This window comes from Spirulina sp. CS-785/01 (assembly GCF_028330525.1).
Classification (GTDB): Bacteria; Cyanobacteriota; Cyanobacteriia; order Cyanobacteriales; family Spirulinaceae; genus JAQMSD01.
Genome location: NZ_JAQMSD010000221.1, coordinates 1 through 17,144, shown reverse-complemented (window position 1 = coordinate 17,144; position 17,144 = coordinate 1). Strand labels below are relative to the sequence as shown.

The following is a 17,144-nucleotide window of genomic DNA, read 5'->3' as shown; positions in this document are numbered from 1 at the left end:
GATGGGGGAGATGGGGAAGATAGGGGAGATAGGGAAAATAGGGGAGATGGGGGAGATGGGGAAGATAGGGGAGATAGGGGAGATGGGGAGTAACAACTGGTTACTGTTTACTGTTTACTGTTTACTGTTCCCTGTTCCGGAGTTCCCTGTTCCCTTTTTCACAAACAACAATTTTTAACAACGAAAGGATAAAAGTTGCTCGATCGCGCTTAATAATTCCTCAGCCGTCCAGTTTTGGGCTAAATGGGCTGCGATCGCGCACCCCCCAGCCCCCACCCCTTCCTTCACATAACCCGCCTCATAAGCCCGTAAACTCTCCCACCGTGCCGTCGAAAAATCCAGCTTGGCCGCCAATAACGGCACAGTCCCGATCAACTTCGCCAACCCCACCGTATCCCCCGTCGGATCAGCCGCCACCCAACCCGTCGTCCCCACAACCACCTCCTCCGGTTGCCACACCATCCCCTCCTGTCGCGCCAAACCCGCCATCAGCGCGTAAACCGCCAACATCTGTGTTCCCCCAGCCAACAACACCCCCCCCTGGCGACTGGCCGCCAACGCCATCCCCGCCACCACAGGCTGCATAGGATCACCCACCGCCGCTACCACCGCCCAAGGATCCGCATTTTCCCCTAACTGAGCCGCCCTTAACCCCTGTTGCACCACCTGCCATTTCTGACGGTGATTACAATGGGGGTGGGAACTATTCACCTTACCTTGAACCGCCATTCCTAACCCCGTCAGCACACTTAACGCCGTCGTTGTTCCCCCCACCACACATTCAGCAATGACTAAATAGGGAGACGTAGCCGCTAATTTTTCCCCCCAGTGAACCCCCTGCCAAAATAATTCTTTCACCGTGTCTAGGGGAAGGGCCTGGCCTGTGGTGAGACAACGGGCCGGTTGTCCGGGCAAGGTAATGGCAGGAACAGCAGGTGGTTGAGGTAAACCCCCATTAAAAATTTGAACAGGCATCGACAACGCCTCCACCACCGTCCGGGAAATGTAGGTAGGAGAAGCCCCCACCGTTAAGGGAGGGAGGGGATAACGGGGGTTAGGTTGAACCCCATTCACCAGAAACTCCGCATCCGCAATGGCCGTATATTTCCGATCCTCCGGCGTAGCCCCGGCTGCGGAAATACCCTCTAATAACCCGGTTTCTGTAAACCCCAACACACAAGCTAAATGGGGAACTTGCCCCCGATATCGCGCTAACCAGGCTTGCCCCTGCTGAGAATGGGTATATAGTTCAATCATGAAGCGGTGTTTCTTGAAAAGGAACAGAAAGGAGATTGGGACAATTGAGTCTAACTGGGGAACATCCCGTTAAGACGGGGTTTAGCTGACTCAACCTTTCAATCATCATAATCGTACTCAAACAAGACTTGTACCCAGTAAGGGGGGCGAGGGATGGGATTTTTGAGGCGATCGAACATTAACAGGGCGATTAAATGCACTGCAAAGAGATAAATCGCACTATTGAGGATAATTAACCCCGTTGCCAACAGTTCCACCAATAACGCATCGGGTTGGGCCAATAACCCCAGTTTGAGGAATAACCAATCTAACCATCCGGTAATTTGATTAATCACGTATAACCAGAGATTTTCCCCCAATAACAGCGAGAGTAACCAAAAGCGAAAAAAGAACCCTAATGTCCCAATAATCGTCCCTGTCACCATAGAAAAATACCAATTCCCTCCCCGATACCAAATCGCCCCCAATTGTACCCCCATGAGTCCGTAGGGGATCAGATAGAGAATACTGCGAATGGGCCCCATTAATACCGAGAGTAACAGTCCGGCGGTTAAGGCGGCCATCCAGGAAGCCCGGTTGCCCCGTCGGAGGTAAATGAGGGCAATGGGAATGGGAAAAAAGACTTGTAAAACGGGGCCTAGGGGGAAGTAATAGTTAATTAACCAAATTAAGCTGGCCGCACTGGCTAAAAACGCAGTTTCGACCATAATTAAAGGACTCCGATACTGGGGGGGAGCAGTCGGAGTTTGTCCATTCTGGGGGATGGGGGGGGTTTCTGGTGTGTCGCTATCCGCATCAACCCAGTTTACCTCGCGGTTATCGGTCATGTTTAAACAAGTAACAAGTAACAATTAGCAATTAACAATTAGCAATTAACAAGTAGCAATTAACAATTAGCAATTAGCAATTAACAATTAGCAATTAGCAATTAACAATTTCAGGTAAGGGTTTGCATTGAATTTTGTCAGGGAGGCAGAGGGCAGGAGGCAGAGGGCAGGAGGCAGAAGAAAAAAAAGTAGATAGGAAACAAACAACAAACAACAAACCAACAACCAATAACTAACAACAAACAACCAATAACAAAATTAAGTAATCGTTCGCTCTAACGCTTCTAAGTCAGGAATACGCAAAACGTCTTGTTCTCGTTTGATTAAACCCTTTTTCTCTAATTTCGTTAAAACACGGGTTACGGTTTCTCGTGCTAACCCACTTAAACTGCTTAACTCCCGGTGGGGGAGGTTAGGAATTTCTAACCCCATATTGCCCTCTTTTCCTTGGCCTTCGGCTAAAAAGAGGAGGGTATCGGCAACTCTAGACATACTATCCGCTTCCCGTAAGCGGAGACGACGGTTTACTTGGCGTAAGCGAGTGGCCATTAATTGTGCTAATCTTACCCCGGCTAATGGTTCAGTATTAATTAACTCTACAAAATCTTGGGCGGGGACACTACTAATTTTAGTCGGAGTGAGGGTGATTACGTCGGTGGAGCGAGGCACTTCATCTAAAGCGGCCATTTCCCCAAAGACTTCTCCTTTGCCAATAATGTTGAGGGTGACTTCTTTGCCGTCTAGGTTGTAGGTACGGATTTTCACCCAACCATCGACGATAAAATAAACTGAGCCGCCCCAGTCATTTTCAAGGAGAATAACTTGGTTTGAGGGATGAGTACGAGTGACAAGGTGACAGGTGGCCTTACTCCTAATTTCTTCGGGTAAACCAGCGAAAAAGGGAGCAACGCTGATCAGTTGCTGAATATCGTCTTGTTGGTCGCGGCTGTTGAATCGGTCATCCATGAGACAAGGGCAAAGGGTGAATGCAGACAGCAAAGGGTTGACTAAATCTTAAATTAGACCACCAATAAAGGGAAGACTCACAGTTTATTATGCGCTACAGGGGGGACGCATGGTAGATTTTTGGGAAAATTTCTCCTTGAGACAGAGGAAGGAGGCGGTTAGGTCATGGCTTAGGAGAGATGATTGAGTTAGACTCCTTGCCAGACCAGGCTAAAAAATCACATAGTATTAACAGAGAGGGTAGCATAAAAAAGGAAGCGGGCTAGATTTGCGGATCGGGCTTGGCTTCTTGGGTGTTCTATTTTTAGGATGTTGCGGTGATTTCCTATCAAGAGATTCAAACGCTGATTACTGAAATCGATCAGACGTTAGAGCAAAACACAGAAGCAGAGTCAGCAACGGCGGAGCGTCGGATGCTGGAGAAGGTGCGCTGGTATTTGCAGTCGTTGCAAAATCAGCGTGAGACTACGCCCTTGGTGAGTAAAGAGTTATCCGCGTTAGAGCAAGCAACCGCCCAGGATATTGCTCAAGGGGTGATGGCTCAGTTAAATTTGGAGCGAGGGAACTGGTTACACCCCTTCCAGATGGAATTAGAACACCTGCGTCAGCAACGAGAGGCGTTGTTGCGGGAAATTCGGCAGTTAGAGGGGACTCGATCGCAGTTAACCTCAGATTTTTTACAGGTGTTGTTGGGTCGCTGTAGTGATGACCTCAGACACCAGTTGGCGGAAATTTTAGAGCAGTTTGAAGAACAGTTATTGGCGCAAAATGCGAATCCGCCGACGGGCCAACCAACGGGGAGTCCTCTGCGGGAGTTAGATAGACTGGAACAATTGCGATCGCTGCAAGAACAAACCGATCATCTACTACGAAATTTAGACCGTACTCTCCGCACGGTGGTTAACAGTGTAGAACGAGACTTACAAAGTCATCAATCTTCCCTCAGTCAAGGGTTAGAACGCATCCAAGAGTTAGGACAACAGGGAGAAACCTTACTCTCTAACTATGTTCAACAATTCCAACAGGCCCCCATTCCTCTGGCCCTTCCTCAAGAACCAGAAAAAGAGCCAATTCCTGCCTTTGATGAGTCCTCAGACTCTCCCTCTCAAGGAGATGTGTCTTATTTCCCCTTTGCAGGGTTAGAAGTGTCTGATCCCTCTCCCCAGCAACAATCTCTTGATGAACCTGTTGATGTTCTTTTTCAAATTGACCTCAACGAACACCCGGCCACCCAAGCACAACGAGAGTTCAAACAACAGGGAGAAGTGTGGGAAGACTGGGAAGAAACCCGTCTCAACCCAGAACATCTCCGACAAAGTTGGGAGACGGAAGAACAGCAACCTATGGTGTTGACGGTGGATGAGGAGGAGTTTGGCGAACATGAACCGATTCCCGATGAGGAAACTCCAGACGATGGAGAGGAGGGAGAAACCCCAGCAAGGGAATTAACCCCTACGGAAGACCCCACCGAGGCCGAAGACTCCGAAACCCCTCCCCAAGCGTCCAAATTTATCCAGACTCCACCTCCAGCAGAGTCGGTGGCCGAACAACCCCCCTTAACTCCATCTGAACCATTAGAAGACTCCCCAGAAGCAGAGTCTCTCCCCTTGGCCGAATCTATTGCGGCTGAACCCGAATTAACCAACGAACCGCTTACAGAAGAAACCCCTCCCCCGTCGGAAGCAACCCTAGACGAACAACTATTCGAGGGAATGGCTGATCCTTCCCAGACTCCAGAGGAGACAGTGGAGGAGGAAAGCGAGGCTGAATTTAACAGTCCTCAACCCGTAGAAACCGCGTTATTTGCTGAACCGACTCCCGAACCCACCCCCGAACCCCCAGAAAGCGAGTCTCCCGACATTGACCCCTCGGCCTCAGACCAACCGAGTTTAGCAGAAACTATTTCCTCACTCACGGAACTTCTCGAACAAGCGAGTGAAACCGATGATCTCGACATTTTTCAGCCTAGTGAAGAATTCCACCCCATTACCCCAGGAGAAACCCTGTTAGCGACGGATGAATTAAAAAATCCCAACCAAAAACAAGACCTAGAGACGGTTTTAGATGAACAAAAATTACAACAACTGACGGAAGATTTAGCCAAGTTTGAAGGGGAGAGTAACCCCTCTGCGGCCACGGAGACAACGGAGACAACGGAGACAACGGAGACAACGGAGACAACGGAGACAACGGAGACAACGGAGACAACGGAGACAGCAGCAGAAGAAGCAGAAGGACAAGAGGATAGTGCCACCACTCCCCCCGCGCTGAAACCTGATCCTGTGCCAGTTCCCACTAAAATTATTGCTGATGAGGAAGAAGTTGAGGAAATTGTCCCCTTAGTTCCCACCTTAGACCCGGTTGATACCAGTGATTTACCCTCAGAGGATATTATTGCCTCACTGACGGATTTAATTTGGTCTGAGGATGAGGAAGACGAAGATGGGCCGTTTTTCTCGACGGTGGAAACTCAACAACAGTTTGTTCAAGGAACATCCCCTTCTCCCCAAGAGGAGGCCGACTCCTCGACAACGGAAACGGCTCAAGACCAAGATGAGACGATCAATTGGGCAGATTTTCCCCTAGACTCAGATAAGGACTATTTACCGCAAGATTTAGCCAGTGAGGTGGAATCCTTTGCGAATCAAGAGGATATCGGCCAAGATCAGGAATGGGAAACGACGGAGTTGGAGGAGTTTCCTGTGACTTCTGAGGAGAGTTCCCCCACGGGACTGGAGGAGGAATGGGAAACAACGGAGTTAGAGGAGTTTCCTGTGACGGCTGAGGAAAGTTCCCCTGCATTGACCGATTCTCCTGATGAGGAGGACTTCCAGGGGACTACTGAGGAAACGCCCTCTGCATCTACTGAGACGACTGTTGAGTATGAGCAATTTTATGAGCAATTTAATGAGGACTTAGAGGATTTTTGGTTGAGTTCGACTCCTACTTCTCCCCCTCCCCGTCCGAAACCGAGGGTGCAACGTGGTTCTTCTCCTGGAAACGGGATGGAGTCTGTAACTGAAATTACGACTGATCCTTGGAGTGATACTCCTCCATCGAAACAATCCTCGTCGGCTAAAAAAACTCAACGGTCCAAAGTCTATCGTAGTCCCAAGAAACCGCAAAAGCCTGATTAGAATTAGATCGTGACTTTATCTTCTGAACCATCTTCGCTATCCACTGAACCGAGGGAAGGGTCTTGGTATTTAGGGATTGATCTGGGATCAACCCAGATGGCGGCGGTTCTCTGTGATTGTGTTCAGGGGAAACAGTATCCGTTGTATTGGTCGTCTTTGCGTCCTGCGGAGGGGGAGGAACGACAGTTTTGGCTGCCGATGCGGGCGTTTCTCAGTTGGCGGAAAGCTCAGGGGAAAACTGTGCCCCATTTGGTGGTGGGGAAGGCGGTGGAGCAGGCCCAGGAACAGGTTGAGGGGGTGGTGTTGGAACGGTTGAAGGGGTATTTGCGGGCGGCGTTGCCTTATTACAGTCGGCGGTTACGGGGTTGGGAACCTAAGATGGTGGAGGGGTATCCTTTGACTTGGTTTCGGCGGACGTTACAAGCTCTGTTGACGACCTTGACTCCGGCGGGTTCAAAACATTTATGTCGGGTGGAGGCGGTGGGGTTATCGAAACGGATGCTCAGTGGGGCTCTGATGAACCTAGAAGGGGTGATGGTGAGTTGTCCGGCGGGGTGGAGTGATACTTATCGGTTTAATGTGCGAGAGGCGATTTTAGGGGCGAAGTTGGTGCAGTCGGCGGCTCGGATTGGCTTTGTGGAGGAGAGTGTGGCGGTGATGGCGGCGACTTGGGGCCGTTCGTCGGCGGAGGAGTTGGGGGAGTTGGCGGTGAGGGCCCCGGAGGGGGAGACGACGTTGTTGTTTCATGGGGGACTGATGACGACGGAGTTGGCGTTGGTGACGGTGCCGAAGCGGTTTACGGGGTTGAAGTATCAGGATTTTGCGTTGCGGAGTTTGGATTATGGGATGCAGGGGGTGTATGAGGATATTTTTTATCAGTTGATTTATCCCCAATGGCAACCGGAGCAGGAGTTTTTACGGCAGTTGCGGTTGGAGATTCCCAGGCCGGGGGAGGGGGATCGGCCTAGGCGCGATCGCGCAACGGTAATGCTACAACAGTTTGAATGGGGCCCCTCTCTGTTGGAGATGGCCAAGCGGGTTTGGTTGATTTTACAGAAGCGAGAGTCGTTTACGGTGACGCTGGGGGCGCAAAATTGGGGGGTTCAGCGTCAAGATTTGGTCAATGCGGTGTTAAATCCGTTACAAGCTCAATTTAATCAACGGGTGAATGAGTTGTTGAGTGAACGGGGGGTAGATCAGGGTGCGATCGCTAAAATTTGTTGGAGTGGGGGAACATTACCCCAGTTACAACCTTTTTTTACCACTTGGTTATCGGAGAAATTCCCCCAAGCCAAAATTGTCACCCTTGATCGTGATCCACAAACCAGTTTAGTGGCTCGCGGTTTAGCGACGTTACCCCAATATCCCCAATTAATTCACCGTTTAAAACACCAATATAGTGATTATTTCCTGCTCTGGGAGTTGGTGCAGAGTTTCCCCGAACGGATGGTGACGTTGGAACAGATGTTGAAAATTTTAGAATTGCGTGGGATTAACCCCCGTGCTTGTATGTGGCGCATTTTTGCTATTTTAGAGGGGTATTTACCCCCTGGGTTACTTCCCGATGAGGCCGCTGAACCTTGGTTTACTGCGGAGTCACTGCAAAATTTAGAATATCAAGCCTTGCGGGCCGCTCCGTTATTTGCCCAAGACTCGAAACAATCCTATCGCCCCAATCCCAAACAGGGCAAGCGTTTACGGCAGTTTCTGACTCTAGCCACTCGCCAGACCCAACAGAATTGGGATGAACCGTTAACGCTACCTTGGTCAGTTAACAGTTAACTGTTAACTGTTAACAATACATTAACTTTACAATTGCCGTTTTCTTCTGTAAAGATTTAGTGAAGTTGGGGGTTTTTGAGTAGTCATTACTGAGTTGGCTTTCTAAGATTGAGGTAAAGCCCCATTAATGCTGTCGAGGAGGACTTCTTGTGATTTCTACTGTAAAGCTCCAATCTAGCTTACCTCACGCTGGAGAATTCCCAGTTTTACCCTGTTCTACCCCCTTTTTAGCCTGTCGCAGCATTCACCCCTCAGCACATAATTGTTTAAAGCGCAGTATTGATATTCTTGGTGCATTGGTTGGTTTAAGTGTTACGGCCTTGTTGCTTCCGGTTATTGCGATCGCAATGCACCTAACTGATCCAGGCCCCTTATTCTACAACCAAATCCGTTGCGGTTTAAATGGCCGACCGTTTCGCATCTGGAAATTTCGGTCTATGATTGTCGATGCCGATCAAAAGAAACATTTAGTAAAAAATAAAGCAACTGGTCATATTTTTAAAAATAAAAACGATCCTCGGATTACGAAGTTAGGTCGTTTTTTACGCAAAACCAGTTTGGATGAATTTCCCCAGTTTTGGAATGTTCTCAAGGGTGATATGAGTTTAGTCGGGACTCGTCCCCCAACTCCAGATGAGGTAAAATATTATAATCCCTATCACTGGCAACGGTTACAAGTCAAACCGGGAATCACTGGGGAATGGCAAGTGAATGGTCGCTCTTGTGTGACTAATTTTAATGATATTGTTCAATTAGATTTGGCCTATCAGAAAAAATGGTCTATCGCCTATGATTTACAGTTAATTCTCCGCACGGTTGGTGTTTTGTTTACAAAAAAAGGAGCTTATTAGCTGAGAGTTGATAGTGGATAGTTTGAGGTTCACCAATTACCCATTACCCAGTTGTAATAATTTTTAAAACGCGCTGAGTATCGTTTAACTCACCGATAATCCGACGAACAGGCTGAGGATAAGCTCGCACTAGGGTAGGAGTTGCAGAAACGTGATTGGCTTCAGCTTGATCCGGATGTTTGAAAATATCAATAACCTTTAACGTATAAGGAAAATTAAGACCCGTTTCTAACAACTGATGGATACTTTTTAACGTTTTCTCAGTAGTAGCATTATCTCCTGACACAAAGAGACGTAACACATAATTGGGGGGATGCTCCGTGACGGTTAAAGGGTGAGAGAGGGGTTGATCTTCTGTCAGACTCTGATTGTGTGCTTGTAACTGGTCGTAAGAGACCACGAAATCGTGTTCTTGCCAGAGTTGGGGAAATTGCGATCGGTAGCTTTCAATCACTAAGGGATCACAAGATTGTTCTTGCCAAGTGGCCAATCGCCAATCGAGATCAGGAGTCCCAAAAATCGTATTTAAGAGGGGTTGATACCGTCTCACGGCAGGATACACTTCCGTCAACGTGCGAACCTCTTGAGTTTTGGGATCAAGCCAGCGATCGATGGTTGCAGTATAACCCGGAATTAAAAAATGAGGCGGTTCAGCTAGTCCTAATAATTCTTGTAAACCGACACATAAATGGGTGTGCCATCGTCCCTGTTTACTGGGATCAATGCCATAGATTACGTCCCCTGCGGGAGTAAACAGTGCAATCCCTTTAAAGAGAGATGGTAAAGTAGGTGATTGAGAACTCACGATAGGCTCAGGAATAAAAAACAGTTGTTATCTCCCTAGAGCCTTGAAATTGCTCTAGAAGAATAGCCTATTTTAATTGTGCAGAGTGAGAGTCGCGTCTGGCTAGAAAAGCACACAAATCTTTAACTGAACGTTGCCTGATTCCCGAATCAAGGGGAGGTGAGTCACCACCTCACCCGTGATCCCCGTAGAGAACGAACAACTATAAACGTCCCCGTAACATTTGCGCCATTTCGTTGGGAGTGGGGGATTTTTCGAGGGCGGTTTCTTCGGTAATGCGGCCTTCTTCGTAGAGGTTATACAGGGCAAGATTCATGGTCGTCATGCCATCATATTCACTGGTGGCCATTAACTCCTGCATTTCTTCATACTGCCCTTTAGAAATATATTCTTTCATGGTTTCCGTATTGATGAGAATATCGTGGAATGCTGCCCGTTTGCCGTCGGTGGTGCGACATAACCCTTGGGCAACAATGGCCACCACGGATTCTGCGAGGGCAACCCGCATAGAATGCTGTTCTTCTGCACTATACAGGTTGAGAATCCGTTCAATGGTTTTTACCGCACTGTTGGTGTGTAATGTTCCCATGACCAAGTGACCTGTTTGTGCCGCTTTTAAGGCCGTGTTTACCGTGCCTCGGTCCCGCATTTCCCCCACTAGAATCAAATCGGGGTCTTCCCGCAAGGCGGCTTTCAGGGCATTATCAAACAAGAGGGTATGAGTCCCGACTTCCCGGTGTTTAACTAGGGATTTCCGGCTTTTGTGGATGAACTCAATGGGGTCTTCAATGGTGATGATATGTTTGGCGTGTTCTTTGTTGATATAATCAATCATCGCCGCCATGGTGGTGGATTTCCCTGATCCCGTAGGTCCGGTGACGAGGATTAATCCTTTGTGTGCGTCGGAAATATCTCGAAAGACGGCGGGGGCCCGGAGTTGTTCGAGGGTAAGGATTTTTAGGGGAATGAGACGCATCACAATGGACGGCCCGGTGAGGGTGTCGAAGACATTAATGCGGACGCGAGCAAATTCGTATTGTGTCGCGGTGTCGAGTTCTTTGGTGTCTTTGAATTGTTGGACTTCTTGGGGACTGACAATTTCGTCTAACCAGGCCCAAAAGGTTGGTTCATCGGTGATGGGGTAGTCTTCGAGTTTCATCATTTCGCCGCGATCGCGCACTCGCGGATGTTCCCCAACCCCCAAATGAATATCAGAATACCCATCCTCATTAGCACGGTTAATAATATCTTCCATGGAAGGATGTCCAGGAGACCGTTGAGGCTTTTTCGGTTGGGCAGATTGGGCCGCCGCACCAGGACGCGGAGGGGCAGATTGTCGAGAGCGAGCCGACATTTGTTGAGTCGGTTCAGCCCCACCAGGACGCGCAGGGGGTTTCGATGCAGGACGACGGGGGGGAGCAGGAGGACGTTGAGATTGTGTCATCGTTCAACAATTGGCTTTAGGCTTTGCGTAATGCCTCTAGTCTAGTCAAAAATGGGGGTCGTTGTGCAATTGATACTCCAGAGGCCAAAAAAATAACTTAAACCCATCAACAAAGAGGGCAAGATTTTTGCCCCCAGTCCAGTGCTTCCCAAGCTCAACTCCATCAGGAGGCGTGAGGGAATCCACGCTTAACCGTAGAAACCTCCAAAGGATTGCTCTGTGCGGCATCAGCTTCACTAGCTCGTTCTAAAACCTGCACATTGACATCCACCGCCAGCAAATAAGCCCCCGCTTCGTGGTTCACCCCTTGTAAAACCAGTTGAGACAAGTCCGGACGCTCTCCAGTAATCGGGTCGCGCAACACATACCGATCCCAAGGATGTTGAGCATTTGGTTCAATGTGGAGAATATAATGTTTAATCATAGTCCCTGTTCTATATTGATTTTTACATCAACTAAAGTATAACGCAAAGGTATAGGTTCGGCAATGATGAAACAATGGAGAATTAGCATACTAGGGGCCTTGCTCAGTCAACTCTGTACCGTCTCCACGGCCACAGATAGCACTGTAAACGCGGCTAGTTGTACCTTTCAAGGCACACCGCTTTACGGGAAAATCAAAATAGTAGAGAGCTTTCCCGATGTAAAAGTAAAAATTGTGAACACCTTCCCAGACTTAAAAGTGAAAACCGTGACGGCCTTTCCAGAAGACTGTGGAGAGTGGCAATTAGTCGAGCATTTTCCAGATTTAACCGTGCAAATCGTCGAAAGTTTTCCAGATTTACGAGTACAGTTTGTAGAAGCCTTTCCAGGTATCCCTTGAAAACCGTAGGGTGTGTTCAACGGCCAGTCACTGTAATTTTATGCCTAAATTGAAAATTCCGTTGAACACACCGCACCCTCTTATCTTTGATGGGGATATGGTGCTTGAAAACCGTAGGGTGTGTTCAACGGCCAGTCACTGTAATTCTATGCCTAAATTGAAAATTCCGTTGAACGCACCGCACCCTCTTATCTTTGATGGGGATATGGTGCGTTGGGTGGAATTGACATCTCAGTGTTTCTTCAAGGTTATCCCCCACCCAACACACCCTACTTAGCAAGAATGGGTTAAGCTAGAATAGTCATTACAGAGAGGGAATAACCATGGATGCTACTGAATTAATCCTTATTTTCGATGGGGATACGGTGCGTTAGGTGGAAATTACATCTCGGTGTTTCTTTCAGGTTATCCCCCATCCAATGCACTCTACAAACTTAAATACTGTCGCAAAGTGTTTTGAGCTTGTTGTAAAAGAGGTTCTTCTAAATTACCAATAAATTTAATTAATCTATCCTTATCAAAAGTCATTGGATCGACACAAATTAACCAACTTTCCACAGATAAGCCATTTTGAGTAGATGGTGAGACAGTTACGATCGCAGGTGCAAGTTTTGACGATTTAGATTTTGCGGAGGTAAAGGGGAGAACAGTAATTTTACTCCTGTTTTCATTAAAAATAGTCCCTGAGATCACCAAAGCAGGACGAGTTTTACGAATTTCTGTCCCAACGGAGGGATCAAAGCTAACTATCCAGATGCTTCCGAGTCGGTAATTGCTACTTGTTGCCATTCACTCTCCCATCCTAATTCTAATTCATCCACTAAAGCACAGGCTTCTGCTAATTTCTGGTCTTCTTGTTGTTTCTGTTTTGCTTCAATTGGGTCATCTAATACATCTCCTAAATACTCTTGAATCCATTGTGCGAGTTGTTGGATTTCATCAGGAGGAAGTTGTTGAATTTCGTTTTTAAGTTCTAGTAAATTAGTCATTTTTAGACTGTAGGTTTTATCCAACAGCAAATCTTGCTTATACTTTATCTTAACTTAACTTCTGTTGAACGCACCGCACCCTCTTATCTTCGATGGGGATAGGGTGCATTGGGTGGAATGGACATCTCGGTGTTTCTTTCAGGTTATCTCTCACCCAATGCACTCTATTTTCTAGTTTTTTAAATTTTTATGCCGATAAATTTAGTAATTTAGCCTGCACTGATTCTAAAATAGAATCTCTTATAAATGTACTTGCTTCTAAAATTTCTAAACCAATCAATTCTCCATCATTGCCTACTTCTGCTGTAATATTGGGACTAATTTCAATGCTTTGTGATTCTGGATTATCGGATAATACTAAATGTAAAATATCTTCTTTTTCAAAATAATTCATTTTTGCTTTATTCATTGATAATAAATCTCCCATTATTAATCCGAAATTTAATTTGTTGGCGACTGGTTGCATGAACCGTAATTGGAATGATTGAGTCGTTCTCCATTTCGTAAGGAATAATGACTACAGTATTATTATATTTCCCTACTACAACTTGGCGACCTGTGGCTGTATCATAATATCGTTCACTAGAATATCTTATTATATCTTCTAATTGCTCTAAGTTAAATCCTCTTAAATTGGAGCGATACAGCATATAATCAGTCCAAGTTATTTCAAACATTTTTTTATTTTTTTGAAAACCGTAGGGTGTGTTCAACGGCCAGTCACTGTGATTCTACTCCTAAATTGAACATTCCGTTGAACACACCGCACCCTCTTATCTTCGATGGGGATAGGGTGCGTTGGGTGGAATTTACTTCTCGGTGTTTCTTTCAGGTTATCCCCACCCAACACACCCTACTTAACTAGAGTCACCTTCTAAAATTTGCTGCAATTGCGGTACTAGAGGAGCAAGATCAGACTGAATCGTATCCCAAACAATTTCATAACTCACTCAAAAATACTCATGAACCATCCGGTTACGAAGATCGCTCATATCTCGCCAAGGGATTTCGGGATAACGAGTTTGAATGTCTTGCGGGATACTTCTTGCTGCTTCCCCCATAATCGTAAAATTATAAAGAACCGCCTCAACTAGAGTGGGTTGACTTTGGAATTCTTCAAAGGTTAATCCCTCTGTATATTGTTGAATTTTAATAATTGTTCCCTGAATATCTTGAATACGTTGTCGCCAGTTGCGAGACGGGTTAGAAGACACGAATTAAATCCTGAGTTACAGTTTCACGACAATGCTCTCGTAAGGCGTTTTGAGTTCCTAAATCCACTGAACAGCCTAAACATTGTTCTAAATAACGTTCTAGTTGGGAAAATTTAAAAAAACCCGCAGGTCTTTCTAAATCAACCAATACATCAACATCACTATCGGGTTTAGCTTCATCACGAGCGACAGAGCCAAATAAATATAATGATTTAACCCCAAGCGTTTTGAGTTCTTCTTGATGGCTAACTATGATTTTGAGAACATCATTACGTCTCATCGGACAATTGCTCAGTTGTTTTAAATATTATACAGCTTTGTTTTCTACGTTGATACGGTGCGTTAGGTGGAAATTACATCTCGGTGTTTCTTCAAGGTTATCCCCCACATAATACACCCTACTTAGCAAGAATGGGTTAAGCTAGAATAGTCATTACAGAGAGGGAATAACCATGGATGCTACTGAATTAATCCCAATACTGCAACGTTTATCGGAAGGGGAGAAGCGGAGTCTTTTGGACTTCCTGAAAGCAGAACTTGAGCCGAATAAAAGTGCTTCAGATTCATCTGTTTTCATTCACCCACAGCAAGGCCAGTTTGGTGAAACTCTAGAGGCGTTTCGTCACCAACATAAGATTGCTGAATTAGAGATTGATGTGGATGCAATTTTCGGAGATATCCGCGAAAAATCTTCTGGACGTGAGGTGATTTGGTGACAATCCGGTTTCTACTTGATAGTAATATAATTTCTGAACCGATGAAGCCACAACCCAAATTTATAAATTTTCACTCAACCGACTTTGACTTAATACTAAGCGCAACTGTTCTTCCTCAGCAGGAGACACATTAATTAGAGTAAAATAATTTTGAGGATAGAGGTAATCTTCTCCAGATTCGTCAATAATCCGAATATAGTTGTCTTGTTCTGCTGAACTATCTGGTAAAATTGGATAAACTTTGAGTAGTTCTAAGTCATCACAGTTCGAGTTATTGATACAGATCGCAAATTTAAAGGAATTTATAGGCATATTAATCTAGAAATTGCTTAATTTTCATTTTCTTTTTACCAATTCCGTGAGCTTCATACCAATGAACTTCAGCTTGACGAATATTACCATTGTCAAGTTCTACTAAAGCCACTCCTTTAAGTTTACGCCATTTTCCTCGACCATATTTTTCGTTTAACTGAGATAGCTCACGAATAGAAGTAGTTTTAGCGATAATTTCTATATTACTAATTGTACCAACGATTTTAAAATACACTTTACATCATGCTTAATGGATCAATTAACCCAATAGTTGAAAACCGTAGGGTGTGTTCAATGGCCAGTCATTGTGATTCTATTCCTAAATTGAACATTCCGTTGAACGCACCGCACCTTCTTATCTTCGATGGGGATAGGGTGCGTTAGGTGGAATTGACATCTCGGTGTTTCTTCAAAGTTATCCCCCACCCAACACACCCTTTAAAATTTGCAATTTGTCGTCATGGTTTGTGATTATTGTTTTAATTGTGGTGTTTCTTTTTATTTATGTTATTTTTGATAGATTTATGCCTTTCAGGAAGTAAATTAAATTGCTGATGTAACTGTCTATATTTTGTTTTTAAGTCAAATCTCTTGATCTTTTCTTGTACTTGAAATCGATTTACTCTTGTATCTTTTTTGTGAAGAAGTACGACATATTCTTTTAAGCAATTAAAGTATGCTTTATATACATCATTGATTTGTTGGTAACTTTGTTTAAGATCATTTAAATTGTTTTTGAATGTTCGTATTTGATCTTTATTGGCTTCAGATGTTTTAATTTCTTCTAAACGAATTCTTATATTTTTTGCTTCTTTTTGTATTTTTTGCTTTTCCTTTTCAAGTTGATATATTTCTTGACACATTTTTTTGATGCAAAAAATATTAGAAATTTCAGGATGTTTTAATGGCAGTATAATAACTTTACATATATCGGAATTTAGATTTATGTTAGGTGATTGCCCTTGGTTAGCCTGTTGTAAAATTGAGTATAACTTGCCTACTTCATAAGTTGTGTCATTGTTTTGTATCCTAAACTTATCTTCAAAAAAACAAAAACCAATTATTTTAAGAGTTACTTTTTCTGTTGAATCTGAAGTTGTTACGTTGGACAGTCTAATAGGAAAATAAATACTATATGATTTTGAGGCAGGTTCTTTGAGTTTTATAAAAGTTCTAGAAAATATTGATTGTATATTTTGTATTTTGAATGGAGCTAATTGTGTAGCATTAATATATTTTTTGGTTTGAGCATTACTTGTATTGGAAAAAAGTATAAATCTTAAAAAAGCTGACAATAAAAACAAAGGCCACAATAAAAAAACAATCAATAATCCAAAAGAATTAGTCACTTCTCCTTTCGGGGCGGGGATTAAATGCTTTTTATCAGATTTTTTTTCATTAAAAAGAAATTGAAAGACGTTGCAAAAAAGATTAAATGAATCAATAAGCTGACCAAGTGTGGTTTTTGTAGAAACTGTTGACGATACAACTGGTTTAAAAAATTCAACACTCTGTAAATCTCCAAATTCTAAAAAAACAATTAAAATACTAACTACTGTTCCTACTAATAAATATAGCAAAAACATAATTTTTTCTCCAAGTAGCAAATGAGAGCAATGTTTAACAGGGTGCGCTGTGTAACGCACCCTTCCTAATCTTACTACTTACGGAGCGAATGCGAAAGACTCAGGCTGATAAGACTGAATATCCTTGATGTATTGCGCCCGTTCAAAGGCACTCTCGTCTGGGCAATTGATCTGACTCATACTGCCCTGCATCTGCTTAATAGACTCGTATTCGTGTTCCTCCATCCAGTGAATCATTTCCCGTTCTAACGTACTCAGATAGGGGATACCATGACGTAATAACGCCGAACAAATCTGCGTAATTTTTGCCCCTGCCATGACCATTTTTAGCGCGTCTGTGCCGTGTTGGATGCCACTGGTGGCGGCTAGATCACTGTTAATGCGTCCGTATAAAATGGCAATCCAACGCATGGGTAAACGCATCGCTTGGGGGGT

At 44.8% G+C, this 17,144-nt stretch carries 20 protein-coding genes and 1 pseudogene; 5 read left to right on the top strand and 16 right to left on the bottom strand.

Annotated features, from left to right (window positions below; all coding sequences use genetic code 11):
• Window positions 1–174: 174 nt before the first annotated feature.
• The 3 genes from cobT to PN462_RS14535 form a co-directional block, all read right to left on the bottom strand.
• On the bottom strand, window positions 175–1,257 hold the full coding sequence (gene cobT / locus PN462_RS14545) for a nicotinate mononucleotide-dependent phosphoribosyltransferase CobT (protein ID WP_272129193.1): 1,083 nt from the start codon (window positions 1,255–1,257) through the stop codon (window positions 175–177).
• Window positions 1,258–1,355: 98 nt separating this feature from the next.
• Window positions 1,356–2,084: a DUF2232 domain-containing protein gene (locus PN462_RS14540; protein ID WP_272129192.1), complete on the bottom strand. Its 729-nt coding sequence runs from the start codon at window positions 2,082–2,084 to the stop codon at window positions 1,356–1,358.
• 258 nt (window positions 2,085–2,342) lie between these two features.
• Window positions 2,343–3,050: a Crp/Fnr family transcriptional regulator gene (locus PN462_RS14535; RefSeq protein WP_272129190.1), complete on the bottom strand. Its 708-nt coding sequence runs from the start codon at window positions 3,048–3,050 to the stop codon at window positions 2,343–2,345.
• Between the two features lie 317 nt (window positions 3,051–3,367).
• Here PN462_RS14535 and PN462_RS14530 point away from each other — a divergent pair, with 317 nt between their 5' ends.
• The 3 genes from PN462_RS14530 (at window position 3,368) to PN462_RS14520 (ending at window position 8,820) form a co-directional block, all read left to right on the top strand.
• The gene (locus PN462_RS14530; protein ID WP_272129188.1) at window positions 3,368–6,187 is read left to right on the top strand and encodes a hypothetical protein; all 2,820 of its coding nucleotides are present in this window, start codon (window positions 3,368–3,370) and stop codon (window positions 6,185–6,187) included.
• A 9-nt stretch (window positions 6,188–6,196) separates the two neighbouring features.
• Window positions 6,197–7,969 carry a hypothetical protein gene (locus tag PN462_RS14525; RefSeq protein WP_272129186.1) on the top strand — a complete coding sequence of 591 codons (1,773 nt, stop codon included), beginning with the start codon at window positions 6,197–6,199 and terminating at the stop codon, window positions 7,967–7,969.
• A gap of 242 nt (window positions 7,970–8,211) precedes the next feature.
• The gene (locus PN462_RS14520; protein WP_443029180.1) at window positions 8,212–8,820 is read left to right on the top strand and encodes a sugar transferase; all 609 of its coding nucleotides are present in this window, start codon (window positions 8,212–8,214) and stop codon (window positions 8,818–8,820) included.
• A gap of 43 nt (window positions 8,821–8,863) precedes the next feature.
• Here the strand turns inward: PN462_RS14520 and PN462_RS14515 are convergent, their stop codons facing one another.
• From PN462_RS14515 to PN462_RS14505, 3 genes are all read right to left on the bottom strand, one after another.
• On the bottom strand, window positions 8,864–9,625 hold the full coding sequence (locus tag PN462_RS14515; RefSeq protein ID WP_272129182.1) for a circadian clock KaiB family protein: 762 nt from the start codon (window positions 9,623–9,625) through the stop codon (window positions 8,864–8,866).
• A 202-nt stretch (window positions 9,626–9,827) separates the two neighbouring features.
• Window positions 9,828–11,069, bottom strand: coding sequence for a type IV pilus twitching motility protein PilT (locus tag PN462_RS14510; RefSeq protein ID WP_272129180.1), 1,242 nt, complete (start codon window positions 11,067–11,069; stop codon window positions 9,828–9,830).
• Window positions 11,070–11,232: 163 nt separating this feature from the next.
• The gene (locus PN462_RS14505) at window positions 11,233–11,493 is read right to left on the bottom strand and encodes a hypothetical protein (RefSeq protein WP_272129178.1); all 261 of its coding nucleotides are present in this window, start codon (window positions 11,491–11,493) and stop codon (window positions 11,233–11,235) included.
• A gap of 66 nt (window positions 11,494–11,559) precedes the next feature.
• On the opposite strand from PN462_RS14505, the gene PN462_RS14500 reads away from it, so the two are divergent.
• The gene (locus PN462_RS14500; RefSeq protein WP_443029179.1) at window positions 11,560–11,892 is read left to right on the top strand and encodes a hypothetical protein; all 333 of its coding nucleotides are present in this window, start codon (window positions 11,560–11,562) and stop codon (window positions 11,890–11,892) included.
• A 426-nt stretch (window positions 11,893–12,318) separates the two neighbouring features.
• On the opposite strand, the gene PN462_RS14495 is transcribed toward PN462_RS14500, so the two are convergent.
• The 6 genes from PN462_RS14495 to PN462_RS14470 form a co-directional block, all read right to left on the bottom strand.
• Window positions 12,319–12,681: a type II toxin-antitoxin system PemK/MazF family toxin gene (locus PN462_RS14495; RefSeq protein WP_272129175.1), complete on the bottom strand. Its 363-nt coding sequence runs from the start codon at window positions 12,679–12,681 to the stop codon at window positions 12,319–12,321.
• Window positions 12,639–12,881, bottom strand: coding sequence for a hypothetical protein (locus PN462_RS14490; RefSeq protein WP_272129174.1), 243 nt, complete (start codon window positions 12,879–12,881; stop codon window positions 12,639–12,641). Before PN462_RS14490 ends, PN462_RS14495 begins: the two co-directional genes overlap by 43 nt.
• A gap of 187 nt (window positions 12,882–13,068) precedes the next feature.
• The gene (locus tag PN462_RS14485; protein WP_272129173.1) at window positions 13,069–13,290 is read right to left on the bottom strand and encodes a DUF2283 domain-containing protein; all 222 of its coding nucleotides are present in this window, start codon (window positions 13,288–13,290) and stop codon (window positions 13,069–13,071) included.
• Window positions 13,283–13,558 carry a hypothetical protein gene (locus tag PN462_RS14480; protein ID WP_272129171.1) on the bottom strand — a complete coding sequence of 92 codons (276 nt, stop codon included), beginning with the start codon at window positions 13,556–13,558 and terminating at the stop codon, window positions 13,283–13,285. Before PN462_RS14480 ends, PN462_RS14485 begins: the two co-directional genes overlap by 8 nt.
• A gap of 273 nt (window positions 13,559–13,831) precedes the next feature.
• Window positions 13,832–14,095 (bottom strand): HepT-like ribonuclease domain-containing protein, encoded by a 264-nt coding sequence (locus tag PN462_RS14475; protein WP_272129170.1) that lies wholly within the window; start codon window positions 14,093–14,095, stop codon window positions 13,832–13,834.
• Window positions 14,085–14,375: a nucleotidyltransferase family protein gene (locus tag PN462_RS14470; protein ID WP_272129168.1), complete on the bottom strand. Its 291-nt coding sequence runs from the start codon at window positions 14,373–14,375 to the stop codon at window positions 14,085–14,087. The genes PN462_RS14475 and PN462_RS14470 overlap by 11 nt, the downstream gene beginning before the upstream one ends.
• A 172-nt stretch (window positions 14,376–14,547) precedes the next feature.
• On the opposite strand from PN462_RS14470, the gene PN462_RS14465 reads away from it, so the two are divergent.
• Window positions 14,548–14,811, top strand: a complete 264-nt coding sequence (locus PN462_RS14465; protein ID WP_272129167.1) for a hypothetical protein — start codon at window positions 14,548–14,550, stop codon at window positions 14,809–14,811.
• Window positions 14,812–14,871: 60 nt separating this feature from the next.
• Here PN462_RS14465 and PN462_RS14460 read toward each other — a convergent pair whose 3' ends face one another.
• The 4 genes and pseudogenes from PN462_RS14460 to PN462_RS14445 form a co-directional block, all read right to left on the bottom strand.
• Window positions 14,872–15,123, bottom strand: coding sequence for a hypothetical protein (locus PN462_RS14460; RefSeq protein WP_272129166.1), 252 nt, complete (start codon window positions 15,121–15,123; stop codon window positions 14,872–14,874).
• Window position 15,124: 1 nt separating this feature from the next.
• Window positions 15,125–15,358, bottom strand: a complete 234-nt coding sequence (locus tag PN462_RS14455) for a hypothetical protein (RefSeq protein WP_272129164.1) — start codon at window positions 15,356–15,358, stop codon at window positions 15,125–15,127.
• Window positions 15,359–15,602: 244 nt separating this feature from the next.
• Window positions 15,603–16,769 carry a hypothetical protein gene (locus tag PN462_RS14450; RefSeq protein ID WP_272129163.1) on the bottom strand — a complete coding sequence of 389 codons (1,167 nt, stop codon included), beginning with the start codon at window positions 16,767–16,769 and terminating at the stop codon, window positions 15,603–15,605.
• Between the two features lie 18 nt (window positions 16,770–16,787).
• A pseudogene (locus PN462_RS14445) lies at window positions 16,788–17,144 on the bottom strand (dihydroorotate dehydrogenase-like protein); the annotation flags it as partial.